This window comes from Marinomonas piezotolerans, assembly GCF_003362755.1.
Lineage (GTDB): Bacteria > Pseudomonadota > Gammaproteobacteria > Pseudomonadales > Marinomonadaceae > Marinomonas > Marinomonas piezotolerans.
Genome location: NZ_QKRA01000003.1, coordinates 113,606 through 134,909, shown reverse-complemented (window position 1 = coordinate 134,909; position 21,304 = coordinate 113,606). Strand labels below are relative to the sequence as shown.

General features: G+C 46.8%; 23 protein-coding genes. 1 reads left to right on the top strand and 22 read right to left on the bottom strand.

Annotation, left to right across the window (positions count from 1 at the left end; translation table 11 throughout):
- Positions 1–49 precede the first annotated feature (49 nt).
- From DN730_RS08160 to DN730_RS19130, 22 genes are all read right to left on the bottom strand, one after another.
- Positions 50–1,210: a hypothetical protein gene (locus DN730_RS08160; protein ID WP_115467631.1), complete on the bottom strand. Its 1,161-nt coding sequence runs from the start codon at positions 1,208–1,210 to the stop codon at positions 50–52.
- Positions 1,207–1,911 (bottom strand): macro domain-containing protein, encoded by a 705-nt coding sequence (locus tag DN730_RS08155; RefSeq protein WP_115467630.1) that lies wholly within the window; start codon positions 1,909–1,911, stop codon positions 1,207–1,209. The genes DN730_RS08160 and DN730_RS08155 overlap by 4 nt, the downstream gene beginning before the upstream one ends.
- Complete coding sequence (locus tag DN730_RS08150) at positions 1,887–2,408, bottom strand: hypothetical protein (protein WP_115467629.1); 522 nt, start codon at positions 2,406–2,408, stop codon at positions 1,887–1,889. The genes DN730_RS08155 and DN730_RS08150 overlap by 25 nt, the downstream gene beginning before the upstream one ends.
- A gap of 130 nt (positions 2,409–2,538) precedes the next feature.
- On the bottom strand, positions 2,539–6,654 hold the full coding sequence (locus tag DN730_RS08145; RefSeq protein ID WP_115467628.1) for a hypothetical protein: 4,116 nt from the start codon (positions 6,652–6,654) through the stop codon (positions 2,539–2,541).
- Entirely contained in the window at positions 6,647–8,245 is a 1,599-nt protein-coding gene (locus DN730_RS08140; RefSeq protein WP_115467627.1) for a hypothetical protein, read from the bottom strand. The genes DN730_RS08145 and DN730_RS08140 overlap by 8 nt, the downstream gene beginning before the upstream one ends.
- A gap of 60 nt (positions 8,246–8,305) precedes the next feature.
- Entirely contained in the window at positions 8,306–8,563 is a 258-nt protein-coding gene (locus DN730_RS08135; protein WP_115467626.1) for a hypothetical protein, read from the bottom strand.
- 16 nt (positions 8,564–8,579) lie between these two features.
- The gene (locus DN730_RS08130; protein WP_115467625.1) at positions 8,580–9,848 is read right to left on the bottom strand and encodes a hypothetical protein; all 1,269 of its coding nucleotides are present in this window, start codon (positions 9,846–9,848) and stop codon (positions 8,580–8,582) included.
- 6 nt (positions 9,849–9,854) lie between these two features.
- Positions 9,855–10,523, bottom strand: a complete 669-nt coding sequence (locus tag DN730_RS08125; RefSeq protein WP_115467624.1) for a phage adaptor protein — start codon at positions 10,521–10,523, stop codon at positions 9,855–9,857.
- An 11-nt stretch (positions 10,524–10,534) separates the two neighbouring features.
- Positions 10,535–11,128, bottom strand: coding sequence for a hypothetical protein (locus DN730_RS08120; protein ID WP_115467623.1), 594 nt, complete (start codon positions 11,126–11,128; stop codon positions 10,535–10,537).
- 9 nt (positions 11,129–11,137) lie between these two features.
- A complete protein-coding gene (locus tag DN730_RS08115; protein ID WP_115467622.1) occupies positions 11,138–11,428 on the bottom strand; it encodes a hypothetical protein in 291 nt (96 codons plus the stop codon).
- Positions 11,429–11,493: 65 nt separating this feature from the next.
- Complete coding sequence (locus DN730_RS08110; RefSeq protein ID WP_115467621.1) at positions 11,494–12,378, bottom strand: major capsid protein; 885 nt, start codon at positions 12,376–12,378, stop codon at positions 11,494–11,496.
- 15 nt (positions 12,379–12,393) lie between these two features.
- The gene (locus tag DN730_RS08105; RefSeq protein WP_115467620.1) at positions 12,394–13,233 is read right to left on the bottom strand and encodes a hypothetical protein; all 840 of its coding nucleotides are present in this window, start codon (positions 13,231–13,233) and stop codon (positions 12,394–12,396) included.
- 260 nt (positions 13,234–13,493) lie between these two features.
- On the bottom strand, positions 13,494–15,452 hold the full coding sequence (locus DN730_RS08100) for a portal protein (RefSeq protein WP_115467619.1): 1,959 nt from the start codon (positions 15,450–15,452) through the stop codon (positions 13,494–13,496).
- Between the two features lie 3 nt (positions 15,453–15,455).
- Positions 15,456–17,081: a terminase large subunit gene (locus DN730_RS08095; protein WP_115467618.1), complete on the bottom strand. Its 1,626-nt coding sequence runs from the start codon at positions 17,079–17,081 to the stop codon at positions 15,456–15,458.
- Complete coding sequence (locus DN730_RS08090) at positions 17,082–17,660, bottom strand: hypothetical protein (RefSeq protein WP_115467617.1); 579 nt, start codon at positions 17,658–17,660, stop codon at positions 17,082–17,084.
- Positions 17,661–17,751: 91 nt separating this feature from the next.
- Positions 17,752–18,054 (bottom strand): hypothetical protein, encoded by a 303-nt coding sequence (locus DN730_RS08085; protein WP_115467616.1) that lies wholly within the window; start codon positions 18,052–18,054, stop codon positions 17,752–17,754.
- Positions 18,055–18,069: 15 nt separating this feature from the next.
- Entirely contained in the window at positions 18,070–18,471 is a 402-nt protein-coding gene (locus DN730_RS08080; RefSeq protein WP_115467615.1) for an N-acetylmuramoyl-L-alanine amidase, read from the bottom strand.
- On the bottom strand, positions 18,468–18,788 hold the full coding sequence (locus DN730_RS08075; RefSeq protein ID WP_115467614.1) for a hypothetical protein: 321 nt from the start codon (positions 18,786–18,788) through the stop codon (positions 18,468–18,470). The genes DN730_RS08080 and DN730_RS08075 overlap by 4 nt, the downstream gene beginning before the upstream one ends.
- A 160-nt stretch (positions 18,789–18,948) precedes the next feature.
- Complete coding sequence (locus DN730_RS08070) at positions 18,949–19,629, bottom strand: hypothetical protein (RefSeq protein ID WP_115467613.1); 681 nt, start codon at positions 19,627–19,629, stop codon at positions 18,949–18,951.
- Complete coding sequence (locus DN730_RS08065) at positions 19,619–19,861, bottom strand: hypothetical protein (RefSeq protein ID WP_147290566.1); 243 nt, start codon at positions 19,859–19,861, stop codon at positions 19,619–19,621. The genes DN730_RS08070 and DN730_RS08065 overlap by 11 nt, the downstream gene beginning before the upstream one ends.
- 96 nt (positions 19,862–19,957) lie before the next feature.
- Positions 19,958–20,437 (bottom strand): hypothetical protein, encoded by a 480-nt coding sequence (locus DN730_RS08060; RefSeq protein ID WP_115467611.1) that lies wholly within the window; start codon positions 20,435–20,437, stop codon positions 19,958–19,960.
- The gene (locus tag DN730_RS19130) at positions 20,437–20,586 is read right to left on the bottom strand and encodes a hypothetical protein (RefSeq protein WP_170139015.1); all 150 of its coding nucleotides are present in this window, start codon (positions 20,584–20,586) and stop codon (positions 20,437–20,439) included. The genes DN730_RS08060 and DN730_RS19130 overlap by 1 nt, the downstream gene beginning before the upstream one ends.
- 94 nt (positions 20,587–20,680) lie before the next feature.
- Here DN730_RS19130 and DN730_RS08055 point away from each other — a divergent pair, with 94 nt between their 5' ends.
- A complete protein-coding gene (locus tag DN730_RS08055; protein WP_115467610.1) occupies positions 20,681–21,280 on the top strand; it encodes a hypothetical protein in 600 nt (199 codons plus the stop codon).
- Positions 21,281–21,304: the final 24 nt, after the last annotated feature.

Sequence of the window (21,304 nt, the reverse complement as noted above, 5' to 3'; positions counted from 1 at the left end):
CCGAGCAATAAAAAACCCGCACTTGGCGGGTTTCATCATTTCATTCTGTTTAGCGTGCTAACGGTCTAGGCTTGATACCTGATTGTAGAAGCCCTAGCCCTTTTGGTTTATCAACCGTCGTGGTGGTGTTTGTGTCCGGTGGAATGTAGTCATCTGCAAATTCGGTGTTCGCACCTTGTGAGGCATCGGACGGCGGCTTAATTCCGTACCACTTCTCAAACATTTCGGCTGAAAGCTCACCATCACGAACCATTTCTAACGCTACTTGAATTTCTTCGTTTGCATCAACTTGAGCCTGCTGCTGTGGCTTTTCTTCGATATATTGCTTGTACTGCTTATTTGTCGCTGGATCGTGCTGCAGAACGTAGGCTTTCTCACCTACTTCCACGCCTGCTTCATTGAACACTTTCTCTTTGTAAACCTTAGGCGCTTTTTTAGCCGAAGTTCGTTCAATCTCCGCTTGAATGCGCTGCTCTATGCCTTTGATTGCTTCGGCAGGATAGATAATATCTTCATTATCTCGACGCGCGATATACAGATTCCCTGCATCATCAAAAGATAGGTCTGTGGCATCGTATATGCCGTTGCTGTCCAACTCGTTAAACAGTCGAATAGCGTTTGATTTGTCACCTTGACGCAGACGATTGATCGTTTCATATGCATCAATATCGGTAAGCTTCTGGCGCTCTTGCTGAGCTCGCGCTTTATCGTTTAGGTGAGTTAATTGTAATAGCTCTTCGTTTCGCTGCTTGATGCGCAAGTCCATTTTTCCAATCGCTTCACGTCGTTCAAGTTCAGACGCTTTAAAATTTTGTTCTTTTTGGCGGAGGGCTTTGGCCTCGGGTGTAAGCTGCTCGCCTCGTAGATCAATGCCTTGCTGAGCATATTGGTTATTCAGCTGCTTGCCTGTCACGCCAGCCTCAACACCTCGATAAAGGGTATCCAGATATCCATCTGACGATTGAAAATTAGCAGTGCGCGCTTGGGCTTCGGCTTGTTCGGTGTTAGCCGTATTGCGGCGATCCAGTAAGCCAAGATTGTGATCACTGGAGTTATGCTCTTTCACTTTAGCATCAGCTTCGCCAATTCGTTGCTGTAGGCCGAATGACATCTGTCTTCTTTCTTCCTCATTGCGGCGCAATGAATCATTAATGTTTTGTTGTCTGCCCTGCATCAACCCTTTTGCAACATACCCTAATCCGATGCTCATTGTTTCTGTACCCCGTAGTTGTAGTTGCCGATTGCGAGATTCCCAAACTTTTCTTTATCAAAACCGTTCTCTCCGTAGGAAGCCATTGCCGCCCCGCCAATCTGCATACCTAACTGAGCTGAACTAGCCGCAGCATTACCATACGCTTGCATTTGCATGCCATAGCCAGCGGCTGAATTTCCGTATGTATTCGCTGCACTAGACATTAATCCGCCTACTGAGCTAGTTATTCCCTTACCCAATCCTACTGCCGCCACTTTTTCGCTGTAATCCTGCTGCTCTGCTGCTGCGCGTGCGCTGTTTTGGCTATTAGCTTTGGCGACTGCCTTTGCAATAGCGTTCTTGCGTGTATTGGCTGCGTACGCGCCGCTATTGGGGTTTACCCCCATGCGCTGTAAGTTTCGCTCTCGTTGCGCATTAGCGGAATCCATAGCATTTGCTGTTGTTAGGCCAGCTTGAGCAACCATCTGGTTGGTTTCTGCATCCGTAACGCCTGCATTAGCGGCAATCTCTTCTTCCAGCGGTCGGTAAGTCTGCTCATAGTAATCACGGTCTTCTTGAGCCATATCGAGCTGCGCTTGGGCAATGCGGTTTTGGGCTTCAATTACCTTTTCTTGATTACCTGCGGATCTGTCCGCGTTCTCCCCATTCTGATAAGCGCTGTAGGCAGTAACACCTACTGCTGCGATGGCAACTGACATAGTTGAGTCTCCTCTTTTAAAATAACCTCGCGCTCGGTTAAAGGTAGAGCCTCAAACTGCGCCATGTTTTGGACCGTTAAAATGCTTTCAATGCCATCGGAAGTAGTGGCGTCGGTTCTATGCACTGTGATCCAATGCGTATCCTCATGGGCATAACCCATACGCTTCCGCCCTGCCTTGCCTTCTAGAATCTGCCAACCTGTCATGCGCTTGACACCTTCGGGTGTCGCAACTGAAATATCCCCGCTAAGCATGATGTCAACGTATCCCCACTTATGAACAGCTCCAGTAAGGACAGTACCTTTCGGAATCAATATCTTTCGGGCGTACATGCCATTCACAAACAAATGCTCGACGGGTAATTCGATCTGCTCTTGCTCTAAAGCGAACGCTTCGAATTCTTCAATTTTGTCGTTAACCTGCTGAGCCAATAGCTCATGTATCTGGGCGCACGAAAGCTCGCCACTAGACGTATCTGTGTCGTTTTCATTAGTCATGGGGTTACCTTTGGGCACAAAAAAACCGCCTCGGGTGGGCGGTTTTATTTGGAATTTTTGATTTATTGGAGGGCTGCTCACAATTTCGGCAGCATGAGAAAATCATAGCTTATTTGTTATCTAATGTCAGTTAGAGGTTGTTGTAGGTAAACGAAATGTTACTCGCCTCGAATCGACCATACTGCCCACTAATCGAATCAACTTGAAATTGAAACTCTATCAATGAATGATCATTTGCATCTGTTACCCCATTTGGGCCGAATAACGGGAAATCCAAATTAACAATTTGATAGAAGTTGCCTGATGTCGCACCAGCAACTGACGTTACAGTACTGTTAGGCCACGGCTCCCATGTTATCCAATCGCCACCATCTAGCCTGTACTGAATATTCATAGAGCAATCATGGCCGCGGCATGGGAAGTTTATATTAAGAACCTGCCCTAGATCAGTTACCACCTTCTTGTTAGGCTCGCTAGTATCATCGCTTTTGGGTAAATACAGTTTTCCTATGTAGGTACTCTCACTGTAAATGTAGCCCGATCCAAACTCCTGAACCCCTTCACGCTTGGCGAACAAAACATCTGTATTAAGCGTATGAACAGTTATAGGTCCAGTTGTCGCATTTTCACTGGACTTAACAAGTGTACTTGATGGGTCTATAACCGAAGACTTTAAAATACCCGATATTTCAAAGGTTTCACCATTCCAATGGATGTACTGCTGTTCGTTGCCTACTCTTAAGTGCGCTTCGGAATAGATGCTACCGTCGCTGTCTATGACAGCTTTGTACCCTGCAGAATCTCCGTTTTCGTCATCCCTCAGAATAGTCCCGCCAGCCCCAAGACGAAGAGCCCCGCCAAATATCTTTGCTGCCATCATTGAGACAGCCGCGTTTATTTTTCCTGCTGTAACTTTGTCAGCCGCTACGGATTCAATCTGTGCGCTTTTAACGGCGAGGTTCACTATCTTGGCCGCGTCCATCACAACCATTCGCTTAGTGCTTCCGTCAGGTTGCAAGACATCCGCCACAGCAAAATCCAATGCTTCCGCACCGGGCTTACTGATACTGAACTCATCAACATCAAAGTGCGCCCCAGTTGACCCCTCTCCTGCGTTAACTTGAAAGCCGGTGACGCGCTGCTGTCCATCATTGCCTATGGAAAACTTAACACCCCACTTAGCGCCGATACCATCAATGCTTTCGCTTTGTGTTTGCAGAGTCGAGGTGTGACCGTTAACCGTTGTTGAAAGCTGATTTATAGCGGATACTCGCGCATTTGATTCGCCAGATATAGCTTCATTAAGTTCTGTCTTAGTGGCTCGCGTCGCAATGTCCTGTTGCTGCGATTCGAGTTGCGTATTGATCTCTGTGAAATCCGTAACAGCACTTCCCTTAATGTCTGACTTTGCTTGATCTAGCTCTGTCTTTGTCGCTAATGTTGAAGACTTGTCTGTTTCGTATTCCGTTTTATGAGTTGTAACGGTTTCAGCTAGAGCCTCAACGCTGTTCGTCAGGATTGTTTGTGTTTGAGCAATTTCTGCTCGCGCTAGGCCGACACCTGTTTTGTACTCCGACTCCATTCGATCTAGGCGTTTGATCTGAACGGCATCAGCGTTCGCAGACTGCTCTATGCTCTTAATTGCTCTCGTTTCAGCGGTAAATGCATCCTGTTTTAGAGCTGTTGCTGTCAAATTTAGCCGCGCATATAACGATGAATCTAACGCTGCTGCCGTTTCTTCTAACTCTGTCGTACTGGCTTTCGATTTAAGTGAGTCATTAAGACCTGAAATCTCAGATTGCGTAGAGTTGTATTGGCTAGTACGGGCCTGTTGCTCAGTAGATATAGCTTCTGTTAATTCAGTTTTAGTTGCTCGTGTGTCGATGTCTTGTTGTTGGGAATTAAGCTGTGTAGCGACCGAAGACGCTAGGTTTGCTCTTGCTTCTTGCTCTGTTGAGATCGCATTAGATAAATCGGCAGTGCTAGCCTTCGTGTTTATTTGGCTATTTTGCTCGTTGAATTTAGCCTCTAGCCTAGAGAACTCGCTTACCTCTGCACCCAATACGTCCGTCTTGGCCTGATTCAGCTCTGTTTTAGTTGCAAGTGTGTTGGCTTTGTCTGTCTCGTAACTGGCCGTAAATGCTTCGAACGATTCCACGCTAGCGCTCAATTCATCAGACAGTACTGTTTCAACTCGTGTTATCTCTGCGGTCGCCGTACTGATACCTGTCCTGTATTCCGCTGTCACCTTGTCAATTTTGCTAATCAATGATTGATCAGCCGTAACGGACTGCTGTAATGACTTTATTGATTCCGTCATTGCTGACAGCTCGGCAAACTCAACCACCGCTTTGCTGTTGCTTGCTTGTTCGATGGACGCGCTTTCAAGCCCTGCAGCGATGTCCTCTACTTCGGTCTTACTAGCTTTGGAATTGACATCATTGGCAACGTTATCAAACTCAGCCTGTATCTGAGTGAACTCGCTTACACTAGCGCCTTTGGCATCACTGATAGCATCCGTCAGCTCTGTCTTAGTCGCTTTAGCATCAATGTCGCCCTGTTGCTGGATGAATCGTGCTGAAATACTGCCGAACTGAGATACTTGACTGTTGTAAATATCATTCTTAGTCTGTGTGAGCTGCGTTGTGCTGGCTTTACTTGTTAGCCCTGTTAATGGATCGGAGACAGTGCTTTCTAGTGTATCTAAGCGCTCTGTGGTGGCTTCCTTGTCGGTCGTGTACGTCTGTTGCCATTCTGTGAACGATGCTTGAGATAAATACGTGCTATCAATGGCCTGATATTGGCTTTCAAGGGTAGTGGTACGATTAGTGAGCGCGTTGAGCGGCGTTACTGCGTTTTCCGTTACATATGCAGTCGTTGCCCATCCTGTCGTATCCGCTGCGCTGATTTTGCTAATAACTTCGGCAATTACGTCATCATTTGTTGTGATAACGTTTATAGCTTCCGTTACAGCCGCTTGTTGTACCGTGCCTAATTCCGTTTGAAACTGCGCCGTAAGGCTTGTGATCGCCGTGGCTCGCGCTTCTTTTTCCGTTGCAACTGCTTCGTCTAGCCTGATAATTTCCGCTGACGTAGTGCTGTAGAGTGTTTGATAGGATGCTGAAAGCTCTTGATATTGCTGCATCCGAGTCATTTCTTCGTTTGCAATGCGCGATAGCGTTTTCAGCTCTCGTGCATCCGTGCCTACAAGCGACTCAATGGATTGTAACGCCTGAAACCCTTTGATTCGGTTCAGTGATTCAGCGGCAAGCGCATTGGCTCTGATTTGCGCTTCCTGTTGAATTTCGTTAGCACGAGCCTGTTGCTCATTCGCGATTGCTGTAGCTCTAGCGGCCTGCTCTGTTTGTATGGCGGCAACACGCTGATCCGCCTCAGATTGTAGGGCATCAATTCGGGCTTGCGCTTCCTCGGCTAGTTTTTGGGCGCGAGTTGTTTGCTCTACAGATATTTCATACGCTGACGTTGCGCGTTCTTGTGTAATCGCTGCAATACGCGCATCAACTTCCGCCTGTATAGCATCGGCTCGCGCCTGCGATTCAGCCAATATTGCAGCAATTCGATTTTCAGTTTCAGTGCCGATCGCTTCCGACAATAAAGGGATTTGTTCTATTGGATCACGTAGCTCTTGAACCAGCTCGCTCGACGTAATGCGGCCACTTAACTGGTTCAGTATTTCTTCTGGAGGTAGTTCCGTAACTGCCTCAACACCATCGACCGCATTGAACTCTGATTTAACGCCAGCTTTAGAAACGAAGCGAATCCAATAGTAATAGGTTTGGCCTGACACCACGGCATCAGCGTAAACCAGACCATCAGGGCTCGCCCCAAGGTCTACAGCGGTCGCAAGATTGTTTTCACTGCTACGCCAAACCTCAGTGTATGCGTGGTAGGAATAGCTCGGATTGCCCCACGACAAATAGACGTTTGCGGTTGTTGGGAGCGCTTGAAGGTTTTGCGGTGTCGGCGGTGTGCTGGTGTTGTGTGTTTCTGTTTGCGTGCCTGTCAGCGTAGCATATTGCCCCTTCCCGCTCTTACGAAGCCGATATTCAGATATACCAGCTGCGACAAGATCACGGACCTTAACACCTCTTTCCATAGGGTCGCCGCGCTCACCTTCGTTTATCTCAAGATGCTCGCGAATAGCAGCAAGTACGCTGTTTAAACTAGATAGCTCACCCTTTAATTGAACATGTTCTATAGCTGGTCGCTTGCGTCGATTAGCCATACACGGCCCCCATATCATGGCCTAGCAGCACTTCTTTAACCGTATTGGTGCCAGTCAACGTGATATCGACAAATCGACCTCGACCGCCTGCGCTAATGCGAAACGGTTGGTCATCCTCGTATTCAACTGTCGTAGTCTGCCCGTCTACATTAACTGTAATTTCCCCAGGGTAATCATCCGCAATAACACGGCACACGGAATAAGGCATAAGACTAGGAAGGCGGAATTGAGCGGATTGCCAAGTGTAGGTAAGCGTGTCGCCATGCTGGAATGCTACGATGTTTGAACCAACGACCAAGTAAAGCGTATCGCTCTCTAAATCGTTGTAGCCTGTGGTGGCGTAGAAATCTAACTCTGTTAGGGCATTGCCTTTGCCTTGCGGATCAAAGATGTATCCGCCCTGCTCTGTGCCGTTGTCATAAAAGAAAATATACTTTTCGTCATGGTAGTATGCGTGAATGCTTTCTGGTTTTAGGGTCTGCCATTGCTCTCGCGAAAACAGCGCATCACCGACCAAACGAACGCCGCTAGCGCTGCCCTGTACGATTCCATCAGGGCTGGCGTACAAAGCCGACGCTCCAACATCGACAAGGCTGCGTTTACTTACGCACGCTTGATTGCTGTCCATTTGTTGTAGCTGAATGCTGCCAGGTGTTGCACCCAATGCTAAATAAGGCTTACCTGTTGTTGTGACCAGCAAACCGCCACCGATTGCGGCAATGCCCACTATCGGGCTTTCTGTCGTGAGACGATAACCCGTAGGCCACGCATAGGGCATAAAAGGCTCACAGAAACAAAGCTGATTATCATTGAATCCAGCCAATACACCATTAGGCAAAACCGTGAGCCCCATTAAGTCATCAGGCGGAAGATCAAAGTCGTAGGTTATGAGCGCTTCGCCTAGTTCATTAGCTGCTTTACTATCAGCGTATTCAGCGGTCGCTAAGTCCAGCTCTACGAGGAATTGCAGCTCAGTTGTCGCAGACGTGCCGCGGTAGATGCGCTTTTTAGTGACGTTATAGTTACCTGAAGCTGAGGTAGGCAGGTTTGAAATCGTACAGCCCTGCTCAGTGCCTAGCGTAATAGTCACTGGCAGAGACGGCGCTCCCTCATAGCCTTCGTCTGTAACAAACGTCACGACATAAACGCGGTCTTCATTATCGAATTCAGACTCTGGTTCATCCCCTGTGATATCACCCGCAACGATCTGGCCGTCTGGTGCTGGCACACCCAAAGAGAACGATGTAGACGGATAAGGCGCGCTAGCGGTCGCAATACTCGATGTCGTGCGCTTTGGCTTTATCCCGTCCGTCCAATACATTTCGCTGCGTGCCGATCCGAATATTAGAGATGGCACGAGATCAACATGACTGTCGAACTCGAACCAGTACGCTGATTCGCCCGGCTTGTAGCGTGCGATTGACGCTGTGTTGCCTAACGCTAGCGGCGAATCCACAGTATTGCCCTGCATCGCTTCTAATGCGCCAGAATTTAGGCGCACGTTTTTCGCAGTCTGTGAAAGGCCATTGCTAAGTTTGTGGGGGGCTACAACGGGCGCTATGCCCGCAAAATTACTAATTTTTAGGGTCATAAGCTTATTTCAGGCACAAAAAAAGCGCTAGTGCGCTGTGGGTGAATCAGGCGTAGTGGATTAGGCCGTCGGCTCTGACTGCTCTATGCTGGCTTGATAAGCTGCGATGATTTCTGGCGTGTGAACAGCTTGGCAAATACTTTGCACTTCCGCTGGTTGGTCTGAGTAATCCTTTCCGGCTGTGATCACATAGCTATACGGTTTTAGCTCTGACACCAGAACGCCATTCTCATAAATTTTTGTGAATCGTGTTACCTCAACAGCGTTGAAGGCGTCGAAAATTACTCTGGCAGTGTATGTATCTTTCTTTTCTAACATTTTTTCTCTCCTAGCATTATTGAGGTACGGCTTTGTAGGCAATGGTCGCAAATACATAAAAATCTGTTGTAGATGATTTTACGCCGTCAAATGGTAGTGGCTCCCCATTTGTAGAAATTCCACTGGTCGCATTTATGACACAATGGTTACTGTTGTTAACTACATACCCAGTGACCAGTGAACACCCCACCGATGCTGGGTCTGTAAATCCTATGTTTGGCATGAAACTATAATCGCCGTTTGAAATAAACGGCAGGTTTGCAATTCTGAGTCTTCCAGTTACGCTTGGAGTGATTGCCCATGACCCGCCCATAAGAATATAAACTGTGACGTCATCACCCGTTCTAGTGTATTCACCAGCTCTAATGGAATAACTCGGAACGCCGACACTATCAGTATCTTCAACTGATGGGTCGAATGTGCCCTCTATGTAATCTTTACTGACGATGGAGCCAGTGTTGCCTGTATGGAGCATTTCTACGTAAGGTAGCCAAGCTCCTCCGTCTTTTATTCTAAAATAGCGGCGGGTTTGGCCGTTTGAAGTAAATACATCCTGCATTCCGTGATCTGCATTACGTAAATTAGTATTTACAGTTACGCTAGTTTCGACAGGTAAGTTTGAAGCGCCAACTCCTGCCGCTAGCAAACTAGATATAGGGATATTATTTAAATCGTTTAGGCTCAAGCTACTTAGGCTAGGTGCAGTGCTTCCTCCATACCCGCCAAAATCACCTAGACGCATTAATCGCTTTAAACCATTCGACCCGTTTGATGTATCCGTGCTAGTGCTAGTTACATCATAACCAGCCGCCGTACCCGCAGCGTTCTGAAAAGCAGAGATAGCATCGGCCACTTGCTGATTCATCATGGGTAGCGTATCGATTGATAGCGGATCAGCATTTTCGTCTAACGGCTGGTGTGTAATCGGTGTATCACCTTCGCAGAACTGGTAATAGTTCGCCATGAGCTGGTTTTGCTGATTGGAGCCATTTCGGAACACCCCCACAACATCGTTAAAGAGTGATCCAGTGGGCTTAATCACGACCTCAACACCTGTCGCAGTTGAGCCAGTAAACGGGCGAACAAGTGATAATGTCGAATACGGATTGCCGCCGCCGTCATACATAATCTCGGTGCCTGCAGCGACTTCTAAATTCGCAACCGTTTCAACGCCATAAACGATGGCCTCAAACCCTGCTGGAATCTCACTCGCAGGAACTGCGCCATAAATGGTGATCTGGTTACTGTTTTGGGTAACGTCTGCTGTAAAACTAGGCCATGCCATCTCTTATTACCCCTTTGTCGCAATCATAGCGTCTGCTTGCAGCTTCACATTAAGCGCGTTGCCATACGCTTGGTAATGTGACGCTGCTCGCTGTGCGTTCGCTGCCGATCCAAGATCCTTGCTGTAACATCGGTACAAAATGAAATCGAGCAAAGGATTAGCGTAAATGTCGTCTAGTGGTATCTTCGTTGTGTCGGTGCCAGCTTTGATAGCTGTATCGTCGATATCTATAGCTTCTGGACACGTTGAGTAAACAACTTCAATCTGGTGAGGATCAGCGCCATTATTCATAGGGCGCGGATACAAATAGAACGTCTTAGGGTCACGCTCATCATAGATGTAATGCTCTACAGAAAGCGTCGGTGTGCTTTGGTGCCAATCAGGGCGACTCGAATCAAGCGTTAAGCGATCCGTCTCCTGAATGACTCGACCGTCCTTGTTACGCACGACATCGACAAGGCGCAACGCATTTGCAGGCAATGTCTGCTTGCTTGAGTCGGGCGTACAGTCCAAAAAAGCATTAATTGCGTTCGCGTCAGGACGCCGAGATACGATGTCTTTCACGGCATCGTTGAAGTTATCGAGCAATTCCCGCTCGTTCCAAACAATGCTCGTTTTATCATTGAGCGCCAATTGAGCGCGCTTAATGATGCTCACAACGGTTGTGGTGGCCATAGTTTTTTACCTTAGATAAAAGGGGTTGGTCGCAAACGCATATCGCCACCAGTAGATGTGACTATTGCTTTTGTTTTGGCTTTAGATACCGCCATTTCATAGCGTTGTTGGTGAGTGTATGCGTTATTGGCATTGCTCCATGGCTTGTTTGTCATGGACTGCAATCTTGCAATGACGCCACTAGCAAGACCATCAAGCCATTCTTCTAGGCTTTCAGGATATTGAGTGGCAGATCGTTTAGTAGTAACAACAAAGGTAGCCTTTAGTTGCTTAGCATCTTGGGGGTTGTTGACTGAAAAGCCTTTTTTATCATCATTAATAGTAAGTGAGGGAACATTACTTGGCGTATATGGCGTTGAATGATCAAGCCTTACTCCACCCAACTCCGCTTTCCATAGTTCATGAAGCTGTTCGTCGTCTGTGACTTCCTGCTGGAAGCTATTTCCTTCTGCAAGCAGGTCATGCTCAAATGTTCTCCTAACAAATTTGCTTCGCCTACAGAAGTCATTTACAACATACCCAAGATAGTCTTGAATCAATACCGACGGGGCTTGATGCGCTTCTGGACTGATAAGCAACTCAATATCGCTAAACACTAAAGGCATACTTTACCCCTAAGCGTCTTTTTTAGGTGCTTCGCATGGCTGGAGGTCGCTACGTTTAAGCAACGCCTTAGTCGCCACCATCACCACGCCAGTCTTAGGATGCTTTAAGTACTTCACTTGTTCTGCGTCCTCATTTGGCACCGCAGAGGCATCTACTTCCTTATCTGAAATTTCAGAATCCAACTTGGCTACCTTTGCGCGTAAATCATCGATTTTTTCGCGTTTATCTAGGTCTACACCGTGTTTTTCTTTGGCGTAGGCTTCTAGTTCGTCTTTGGTCATTTGGCTTGGTTGTTTCATGCTGCTATCTCACAAAAAAAAGAGCCACTAGCGCTGTGCTAGTGGCCCTGTTGCTGGTTTACGGCTTACTTACTGGCTTTCAGCAATACGCCGGCTTCTGGCTTAGTTGATTCGAAGCCATACACTTTAAGTCCACGGATACCGTCACCAAAGGTGTCTTGTAGACGCACTGTTTCTGTTTTCACGAACTGAGACGCGAAAGAACAGAAATGCTTGGTGCCGCCAAGCGCATGCCACACTGCTGTAGCGGGATCAAAACCAACATCGCCAGGAGATTTACCGGTTCCGTCGATCACCGCCAAGTTGTTGTTGGTGAAGATTTCGTAACGATCAAGCATACCTAAGCGACCATTACGCATGATGGACGTACCATCACCAGACAATGACGCATCTTTAAGGTCAGATTTCTTGATCATGCCGCAAATCCAAGGTGGCAAGATCAGCTTGCGGCCTTCTTCTGGCACATCAGCTTCATCAAGCGCGGTTCCAAGGTCTACGATAATGTCCAGCACGTTAGACTTTGTTACCTGTGTGGTAATCGTGTTGGCGGCTGGAACGTCTGCGTAGATAGAGGAAAACACATCACGCTCAACTTGGATTTTCATGTTTTGAGACGCATCGGTAGTTGAGCTATTGATTAACTCAATGTCCGACTGAGCTTTCTGGATATCGTCGACTTTAAAAGCATAGAACTTCGCTTTATCAATCGCTAACTCAATAATATCTGTTTCTAGGCTTTGGTAAGTAACCGTGCCGGTGTAATCACCGATACTAATAGAAGGCGGGGTTCGAATCTTAACTTTTGAGCCTTGACCGCTAATCTCGCCTTCCCAGTCATGATTACAAAACTGAGCTAATACGGTTTGTGCGTAAAAACGCGCTTGTAGCTTTTTACTCCATACCTCTGGTACGAAGTTGGCAGCATTGCCATCGGGGAAAGGTGCTGGCATTGTATTCTCCAGATATTAGTTTATTTCCCCGCGAGCCATTGCCTCGTCAATCTCCGCTTCATACTTAGAGAATTGTTCTGGCGACATCTTGGCTATTTGTTCGCGGGTGAAAGAAGGTTTTAAGGACGTGGTAGGCTTTTGCTGAGTACGCGGAACCTTATCTGCTAACTCTTTGGCCTGATCCACTTTTTTGTTTTGACTGGTGCCTTTAGAGATGGTGGCTTTGTACTGATCCAGAAGGTAAATCACATCTTGAGCAGAACCATTCTGTGCAATCTGTTGCATCACTGGTGGCTGACGCGCCACCCACCCTTGAAAGTCAGGTTCTTGGGCTATCTCCATGTGATCAGGATGAGCTTGGTTAATCGTGTCCCAGTGAGCCTCAAGCGCAGCATCCTCTTTGCTTTTCTGACTTACTGTTTCGATGCCATTAATCTTTCCTTCGAGTTGATTTAACCGCTGGACAAGAGGCCCTACCAATTCAGGATATTCTTCCATCAAATCTTCAAGCGAACCGACTTCGGGCGCATTACTCTCACCTTCAGATGGATTGGCTTGTAAAGCTTCCATTTGCTCTTTTAGTTGGGCGTTTTCTCGTCGTAGTGCGGCGGCTTCCTGCGTGGCTTTGGTCATCAAGGCTTGAGCGTTTTTGATTCGCTCTTCTGCGATTACCTCTGGCGTTCGCTCGGCTTGAGTTTCTGCTGTGTCCTGCTGCTCAGGGGGCGTTTGCTCTGCCTGCTCTTGCTCGGTTTGCTCACTTTCATCTTTAGCCGTATCCGATTTATCGGGGGCTTGATTCCTGCGCGCAAATAGCTCGTCTGCCTCTTGCTCTAGTTGATCAGTGTTTACAGTCATGATGATTTCCTCTTGCGGGGCCTTCTCTCGGCGAATCCGCGTTGCTTTGGTTTGCCCTGGGGCGCATTGGCGTATCCAGGAATAAAAAAACCGCCACTTGGGCGGTTAAATTGAAATGTTTTTGGGGTTAACGAGCGGACTTGATGACTCGCTCGGCTGTTTCTTCCAGCTTAATAATATCGTGTAACTCTCTAATTTGGCCTTGTACGCGCCGCACCTCAGTATCGTTGTCTAAGGTTTCCAGCTCCGACCTAAGCGCATCAAGTCGATTGCGCAGGTACTTGTTCAGGACTTCCCAATGCTGGCTGTTCGCCCTCAGAGCTAGGATTGAGCTGGCTTCTGGCGGCTGCATTTTGTATTTGCTCATCGGATAGCAATGCCTTGTCTGCGTTAATGTCTAGCGATTCCGCTATGGATTTGAGCAAAAACTTACGGTCTGTAAGCTGCATATCCACTGGATTAACCGTCATTTGTGTAAACTGCATTAAGCGCTGGCTTTGCAGTTCTTTTGAAATCAGTGCAGTGGAGCCACGCGCCATAACTTTAATGTCGCCGCTTTTGGCTTCCTCGTTATCGCTCCACTTCATACAGAAGTCGAACAGGGATTGAATAAGTGGCTTAGTGAGGTAATCGTCGAAGTTCTTAACAACTGATTTAATGGCAACGTTTGCCGCTCCCATAAGCATCGACATACCGGATGCCGTCTTATTGAGCCCTTGTCCTGTTTCGCCGTGGGTATAACTTGGTAAGCTGGTTTCTTCATCTGCAAAACGGCGGAACATTTCAATTATATGATTGATGGCTTGACCGTTTGCTGATGGCTGATTCCATCGAATCATAGGAGCCTCGGGTGCTCCACCACTGCGAGGGTAAAGCTTCCAAGGCTTGGCCGTCATAAAATCTTCCAAGCGCATACCGTCAGGGATCATATCGACGTTTATTTCCCCCATTGGTCCAGATGAAACCGCAGCATTGTCTACAAAGATTCGCACGCCTGCATTCATTGTGGTCTGGCTGTCCTTCATCATCTCAGGTACGCCAATACCCCAAAATTGATGAGGAACGCGCTCATAAGGAAATATGTTGTATGGGATACGCTCTGGAACCAATGGATTGAGTCGCGCTTTCAGTACGTGATTACCACAAATCCAGACGTTCGCTTGATACTCAACCTGCTCATTTTCAACTTGAACCCCTGCTAATCGTAAGTCTCGGCCATCAACAGTTCCCCAATATTCAAGCACTTCAAAGCGATTGCTGGACGATTCGTTACTCATCCCTGCGATATTTCTGCGAGCGGTTTCTGAATCGCTTAATGTGTGATTCCCATGCTCGTAATCGACTAACGAGGCTAGTATTTCCTGTTCGCTGAATCCATTTTTAGCTAAGGCGCGAAACTGTGAACGATTCAAAACATGACGACGAAATAAACCCTCCATATCATCCATGCTCGTTGCAAAAGGGTCAGGCACTATGTCAAAGACACTTACCGATTCAACGTCTGCAGTGACTTTTTCGCGAACATCAAGGCTCCACTGTCCTTCCGTTTGCGACCATACGCTATCACTCAGCACGTTAACGGTGGCACCCTTTACGCACCCTGATCCTGTGATGCAAGCCTCTAAGATGGATGATTTAAGGTGTTTTTCTGCTTCTCCCTCTACCAATATGTCTTTGATCTCTTTCTCCATCTCCTTGGCGGCTTCCTTGGCTAAATCCTTGAATTCATCGCGGGCAAACTCGACTAATCGGTTGTAGTATTCTTCTACCGCGTCGGGTGTAAGTTGCTCTCCACTTTGAGCCACTTGCTGGATTGCAATATGCTTTAGCGCCTTGAGTTCTTGCTCTGGCATTTCTGGTGATGGTGTAGAATCGATTCCCCAAAATGAGTCTGATGACTGAAATAGCAAATCTATTAAGCGCGAGTATGCAGCCATCACTTTTGTGCGAGTCAAACCAACGTACACTTTTGATCGTTCTGGTGCGGCGTCTAAAACTTTCTTGGTGTCTGCATCGTACTGGCTGTTAAACGCTCTCAGCGCATCAAGCCAACGTAGTTCGATTGGTTCTTTGGCTCGTTTCCACTCGTCGTATTTGTTTGCCAAAGACAGACCTAAAGCGTTGTACTTTTGGCGGGTCTTTTCTTCTTTCTCTTTAATTTCTGCTTGCTCGCGTTCGACTAACTGATCGTTGCTTACAAAGTTGAGTAAACCGGCCATTAATTAGTAACCTGCTGTTGTGTCTGCTGTCACCAGCGCGCTTGCTGGCATAGATGTGAAACGCTTTTTAGGCATGTGCTTAACCATTTCTTGGGCAATCGCATAACTCATTACACGGTCATCAAATGAGCCTGATCGGGCGTTAAACGCGCCCTTCTCATCAATGACGTAGGTTTGCATCTCGTCTACCGTCTCTTTACAAACTATTCCCGCATTTCCGTCACGTAGTAGCGCTGCTAAGTTATCAATGACAAGCGGCTTAGAACGCGTAGTTGTTTGCCAACCCATTCGTTTAGTTGGCTTTTCTCCATACCTTCGCTCTAGCTCTTCTTGAACATAGATATTCGGATACCCTAAGTCTTTAAGGCGTGTCAGCGTGGTCAAGCCGTGGTTATTGCGCTCAATGCCGATTAACGCTTTGTTATATCGACGCCCTATAAAGCTCGCAATGTCGCCTAATAAATCAGGCTCAACATGCCCATGCCATTGCGCAACTTGTAATCCTTTCTCGTCTACTATGTCTAAACATGAGTAATCACCGTGCGCTAGACCTTCCGCAACGTCCCCTCCAATGGCGTAGCGCTTACCGGGCTTTGGTTCATCCCATACTTTAAACTCGCCCATCGTGTTTTCGGTCATTCCGTTAGGGCTTACTCGATACACTTTAGATGGAGAGAAGCACTCAATTAGCGCTTCCTCTGTATGGTTCGGGTCGAATACTGGACGACCTGAGAACAAAAATGCCTCTTTGATGTAGCACGGGTATTCTTGTTTGAATTTGTCGCGGCTCTTGAGCTCGTAGACTTTATTTCGACGCCAGTACAGTTGCGCGTCTGTTAGTTTGTGGCTGTACTTGGGGCCGTCTGGATGATTCAAGCAGAGCTTAACTAAATGCTCTTCGTCTTCCGTTCGCTTGAAATCGGCTGGTGGTGTGGCTCGGTACTCTGGTTGCCAATACCAAGGCACGAATATCAATTCGTACTCACCTTTACCCGCTATCGCATCCTGCACGTACTCGTAGAAGATGCCGCCTGCGCCGTTGGCCGTGGACTCAAGCACCACCTCACTACCTGGCACATCGGGAAGTGTTTGAAGGATACCCGCTAGAATCGCATCAGCATTCGGCCAGAACGCGACCTCTGAGCCGTGAAACAGTTGCGATGTAAAGCCCCGCCCCGTCTCTTTGTTACCCGCTGTCGCTAGCTCGAAACCACTGTCTAGCTTAGGGAAGTTCATGCCCTGCGCTGAATCTCGCCCCGCTCTTGGTTTTATTAACGGGTTACAGTGCTTGTGGTAACGCTGCACCATTTCAAACAGTCGGCCAGTTGTCTTAGCCTCGTGTGAGAGAATAAATGCGCTGTAACCGTTGGTTTCCGTAACCTTCTTGTAATAGCGCCCCGCCACATACGTTGAGCCGCCCTGCTGTCGTCCTTTTAGCAGCACTTTACGAACCTTTCCGATTCGCTTAAGTTGGTCCTCGATCTCGTTGTGTATGTGCTCTTGTGCGGCGTTGAACTCAAACGCCTTAATCTCACCCGCTTTGACTTTGATCTTTAAGCAGCGCTTGGCGAATGTCGCATAGTCCTTGCGCAACGCCTTGATCCTGCGCCTACGCTCGGCTCTATCCATTTACAATCCCTCAGATATAGCCTCTAAATCATCCTCGTAGCTTGAGTCTTGCTGATCGTCGAGGTTGTACGCTTGACGCTCTAGCTTAGTTAGGCGCTCTAGTGACTGTGTTGCAGAATTCAGGCATTTACCGATGTACTCAAGTGGGATGTCGATCTCTACTGGGTCGCCATTCGGCGCCTGTACTGTCAGCTTTCCATTCGTTAGCTGCTCGCGTAGTTTCGCTCCATAGATACGAACAATTTCCTGATATTCAGCGGCGCGGGTGCGGTGGCTAGTAATGACATCGACGGCGGCGTTACTGGCTTCCTCTACGATCTCTTCATCAGTTAGCTTGGCATCAGGCTCGCGCTTCTTACGCTCTGCAACTTTGGGCGTAGTTTCCGCAACGGTTTTTGTTAGCTTGGCTTTAGTGGCCTGCTTCACTTTACCGCTTAGGTCTTGAGCCCATCCGCGCTTAACAGCCCACTTGCGAATAGCAGCCTCTGAGCACCCATGTTTTGTAGCGATTGCGCGTTTGCTGAGTTGGCCGGCTCGGTAGTCAGCCTCAATCGCTTCTAAGTCATATTTTCTTGCCATAGTTTTCTTTAAACCCCATAAGAAAACGCCCCAGCAACTTAGTTACTGAGGCGCAGACTTATGACATCTTGAGCGGTTTGATTTAGCGGATTCAGCCAGGATCGTGCTTTTTATTCAGCACGTCATTGGCCTCCTTTAGCTTTGGTAAACGTTTTTCGCCCATTTGCTCAAGAATATCACTCACGGTTTCCCGCGTTAGATCATTAGTTTTCATCGATGCTAGGCCATGCAGACCACGCACTACGAGACGACTAACGGCTCGCTCAATGACAACTTTCCAGTTCATTTTAAGAACCATAGCGAGTAGTGATTCCCACACCATTCGCAATGCGATTCCAGCTAGTCCGCCGCTAGAGAACGCTCCAGCGATGGCGTTAACGATTGCAGTTACCATGTTCTCCCCTTCCGATTAGTCTAAATTGTTGCGCTCGATATTGCCCCACCAACTCTTTACATCGAAGTTTGGGCAACTCTTGTGCTCGTTGAGATCGCAATGGCCTAGCACTTCGGCGTATGGGTATTCATTGGTTAGGGATAAAACCAAACCTTCCAGTGATCGCCATTGCGCGTCTGTGAATTGATCGCGACCGATAAGACAGATACCAATAGAATTGGCGTTGTATGGCGAGGCATGTGCGCCAGTCCAATAATGCGGACGACCATTCTGCACATCGCCGTCAACACAAATCACATGGTGATAGCCGATACCATCCCAACCACGCTCTTTGTGCCAGCGGTGAATATCTTCTGCTGTATCGTCACGAAAGTTTGGCGAGTCAGAGCAATGGATTACGATGCGTGTGATGCTCATAACGGGAAAAACCTCGCAGTAGCACCAACAACCACGGATACAATAGCAGCAACAATTGTCACCACTTTCCACGTGCCCGCTACGTAGGATGTTTGAGTTAGCGCGTTACGCTCAACGATACGAATACGCTCCTCGTGATCATCTAGCAGCTTACCAAGACGGCGCATTCCATCATCGTGGCTTACGTTGCGCTCTTCTATTCGAGCAACAAGCGCCGTCATTTTCGAAACTGACGATGCAATCTCATTGGTAGCGGCTGTTAACTGTGTGAACTGCTGTCTTACTTCTTGACGCAGTGCAGCAATATCATCAGACATAAATGGGTTCCATGTGGTGCGGAAATAAAAAAGCCGCCTCACGATTCGCACCGTGGGCGGCTAAGCTGACTATGCCAGTCAGAACTAAATTGGAGGCCAGAAACGCAAAAACCCCGCCGAAGCGAGGTTTTAAGCAGAATCTTGCACTATGGGAAAAAGGTTAGTTTTTTGTTATCAAGGTGTCAAGCGTATATTTTTCCCCATAAATACACTCGTAATTGATTAGTACTTTTATAGAGCCTACTGCTGAATGAACTTTGGCTTCTTGGTTCTTATTTTTAGAGCTAAATAGGACTTCCATTAAAGTTATTTCCGAACCAGCCTTTAAGACTGCCTCACTTATAATTGAAGTTATCCTTGCACTAAGATCATCAAGTAGATTTTCTTCTGAAATACGGTTCAGAAATTCATCACGAGAGTTAAGATCAAACTTGTGTAGCTCAATAGCTTTAGAGACACACCATAAGGTAATTGAACTTATAATTGCGGGACCATTCCCATGGTTAGACAACTTTAGATACATTAGTGCATCGTAGTATGTCTCCTTATCATTCATTTCGGATAATAGCTTCTGTGAACCAACCTCGAAATCGAGTAAAGGACGAACAGACTGCATATTGTGCACTCTATTTGCCTTAGCTCCTGATTCGCTAAGCTTATTAGCCTTCCATGCTGCGTAAGCCGCAAAGCCAGCCGCCAACACACTAAATACAGCAATAATGGCACTGATAAGGTCTAATATTTCAAAGCCTAGGTATGTTTCTGGCTGAACCTGTTCAACACACTTCACAACAAAGGTGTCGTTGATGTGCTCGCAGACTTGAGCCAACTCAGTAGCCATCCTTCATCCTTCTGTACTTCTCGGCTGCAATTTCAGCCCTTCGCTTCTTTTCAGTGCTGCAAATGCGCTCAAGAATCTCTTCAAGATCCTCAAGCTCATTGGTTGTCATCATTCGCCCTATTCCACCTTCATATATCCTGATGGCATATTTGCGTGATTCAATGAAATCAAAGTTGTACTTAGAGGCTGCATCATGAGCAACCTCACCACGCAAATCAGATAAATAACTCAACCCCCCTCTCCATAGCAAATATATACAAGTGATCCTGCAAAGTCCCAACCTTCTCCGCAATGTTTTTGTTGCTCCTCCTTAAGCACTCTCTCATTACTACATAATATAGATATCATTATCTCTATCCATAATTCTTACTATTGCGCTTGCTTCAGAAGGATGTTCAAACTGAGTTAGAAGCCCTTCCCATACTTTGCTATGAAAGTGACCTTTGAGGTATGCATAACGACAAATAGATAATAATGTTTCTCGTCCATAGCGAGCATCCCATTGGCCACCATAATTTTCTTCTAGCTCGTAGAAGGTAATGCTCTTATCATCCTTGAATGAGTTATATATAAACTCAAGAACTTCACTCACGATGTCGCGCGTGATTTGAAAATATTCTTCGTAGCACTCATGTGGCTTAGGTAGAACACTTCCGTCAGAGTCATCAAGGTATGGATATACACCACTCTCCCACGCATATAGATAACTGTCAGTGAAATAATTATTTTCTATACCCAGCGTTAATATTTGGATTCTTTGCTGATTGAATAACGCTCTCATAACAATGTTTTCGTTATTATCGTACATTACTGTCTCCGGATTGAGATTTTGCGCAACCGATCCTGCAGCGCTTCTATATGCGCCACAATGATGTGTTGCTCTTCGTGCGGTATCTTTGAAATATCTTGGAATGTGATGCTCTCTAAATCCTTGAGTAATCTGGTAAGTTGTTCCATGTCGTTCCTCCTTGAACTTTGTATATGAATTGTCAGTTTAGCCAGACTTCATGATACAGTCCATTGATCTACGCTAATCAATTACAGGGACAGTATGAAAAAAACCTGCGGTACATTTCTAGCCGAGCACGGACTTACTCTTCTCACTGGCACGCTATTAGGTGCAACATTTACGGCAGGACTGACTTACGAAAGTTCAAAGGACTTGTGGCAGACGGTTGGCACTCTCTGCTCAGGAGTTGGCGCAATTGGCGTATTTTTTATTGCCCTCGTAAAAGGTAACGAATGGGTACGAAAAATCACTTTAGAAAGAAAGGTTTTAATATTAATAGATAACTCTGAATCATTAGTTACCGATGCGAATAATTTTATGCACCACTTTTTGGAAAACTATTCAAGCACACAACAGCAAGGAAAGGAAAAAAAATATGGCACAAAAGAGTTTCAGATGATCAGAAACATAAGATCTAAATTAGATACTTTGAGACTACTTATTAATACAAAAGAGCATGAATCATTATGCAATAGTCTGAGAAGTTTGACGACGGCAAGCAGTAGCCTTTACCAAACCGATATACTCAACGCAAAACAATCGTATGAGGATAATCATAACGAAGTGACCTTATTTGCTCACAATGTGGCAGTACTTCGATCTTTAATATTAGATGAGCTCTTATCAGACAAATCAAGCTAGTCCTGTTTCACTTCTATTCGCTGT

What these genes read in the sequence shown, in the direction of transcription:
- DN730_RS08160 (WP_115467631.1), bottom strand. Translation starts at nt 1,210, where the DNA reads ATGAGCATCGGATTAGGGTATGTTGCAAAAGGGTTGATGCAGGGCAGA.
- DN730_RS08155 (WP_115467630.1), bottom strand. Translation starts at nt 1,911, where the DNA reads ATGTCAGTTGCCATCGCAGCAGTAGGTGTTACTGCCTACAGCGCTTAT.
- DN730_RS08150 (WP_115467629.1), bottom strand. Translation starts at nt 2,408, where the DNA reads ATGACTAATGAAAACGACACAGATACGTCTAGTGGCGAGCTTTCGTGC.
- DN730_RS08145 (WP_115467628.1), bottom strand. Translation starts at nt 6,654, where the DNA reads ATGGCTAATCGACGCAAGCGACCAGCTATAGAACATGTTCAATTAAAG.
- DN730_RS08140 (WP_115467627.1), bottom strand. Translation starts at nt 8,245, where the DNA reads ATGACCCTAAAAATTAGTAATTTTGCGGGCATAGCGCCCGTTGTAGCC.
- DN730_RS08135 (WP_115467626.1), bottom strand. Translation starts at nt 8,563, where the DNA reads ATGTTAGAAAAGAAAGATACATACACTGCCAGAGTAATTTTCGACGCC.
- DN730_RS08130 (WP_115467625.1), bottom strand. Translation starts at nt 9,848, where the DNA reads ATGGCATGGCCTAGTTTTACAGCAGACGTTACCCAAAACAGTAACCAG.
- DN730_RS08125 (WP_115467624.1), bottom strand. Translation starts at nt 10,523, where the DNA reads ATGGCCACCACAACCGTTGTGAGCATCATTAAGCGCGCTCAATTGGCG.
- DN730_RS08120 (WP_115467623.1), bottom strand. Translation starts at nt 11,128, where the DNA reads ATGCCTTTAGTGTTTAGCGATATTGAGTTGCTTATCAGTCCAGAAGCG.
- DN730_RS08115 (WP_115467622.1), bottom strand. Translation starts at nt 11,428, where the DNA reads ATGAAACAACCAAGCCAAATGACCAAAGACGAACTAGAAGCCTACGCC.
- DN730_RS08110 (WP_115467621.1), bottom strand. Translation starts at nt 12,378, where the DNA reads ATGCCAGCACCTTTCCCCGATGGCAATGCTGCCAACTTCGTACCAGAG.
- DN730_RS08105 (WP_115467620.1), bottom strand. Translation starts at nt 13,233, where the DNA reads ATGACTGTAAACACTGATCAACTAGAGCAAGAGGCAGACGAGCTATTT.
- DN730_RS08100 (WP_115467619.1), bottom strand. Translation starts at nt 15,452, where the DNA reads ATGGCCGGTTTACTCAACTTTGTAAGCAACGATCAGTTAGTCGAACGC.
- DN730_RS08095 (WP_115467618.1), bottom strand. Translation starts at nt 17,081, where the DNA reads ATGGATAGAGCCGAGCGTAGGCGCAGGATCAAGGCGTTGCGCAAGGAC.
- DN730_RS08090 (WP_115467617.1), bottom strand. Translation starts at nt 17,660, where the DNA reads ATGGCAAGAAAATATGACTTAGAAGCGATTGAGGCTGACTACCGAGCC.
- DN730_RS08085 (WP_115467616.1), bottom strand. Translation starts at nt 18,054, where the DNA reads ATGGTAACTGCAATCGTTAACGCCATCGCTGGAGCGTTCTCTAGCGGC.
- DN730_RS08080 (WP_115467615.1), bottom strand. Translation starts at nt 18,471, where the DNA reads ATGAGCATCACACGCATCGTAATCCATTGCTCTGACTCGCCAAACTTT.
- DN730_RS08075 (WP_115467614.1), bottom strand. Translation starts at nt 18,788, where the DNA reads ATGTCTGATGATATTGCTGCACTGCGTCAAGAAGTAAGACAGCAGTTC.
- DN730_RS08070 (WP_115467613.1), bottom strand. Translation starts at nt 19,629, where the DNA reads ATGGCTACTGAGTTGGCTCAAGTCTGCGAGCACATCAACGACACCTTT.
- DN730_RS08060 (WP_115467611.1), bottom strand. Translation starts at nt 20,437, where the DNA reads ATGTACGATAATAACGAAAACATTGTTATGAGAGCGTTATTCAATCAG.
- DN730_RS19130 (WP_170139015.1), bottom strand. Translation starts at nt 20,586, where the DNA reads ATGGAACAACTTACCAGATTACTCAAGGATTTAGAGAGCATCACATTC.
- DN730_RS08055 (WP_115467610.1), top strand. Translation starts at nt 20,681, where the DNA reads ATGAAAAAAACCTGCGGTACATTTCTAGCCGAGCACGGACTTACTCTT.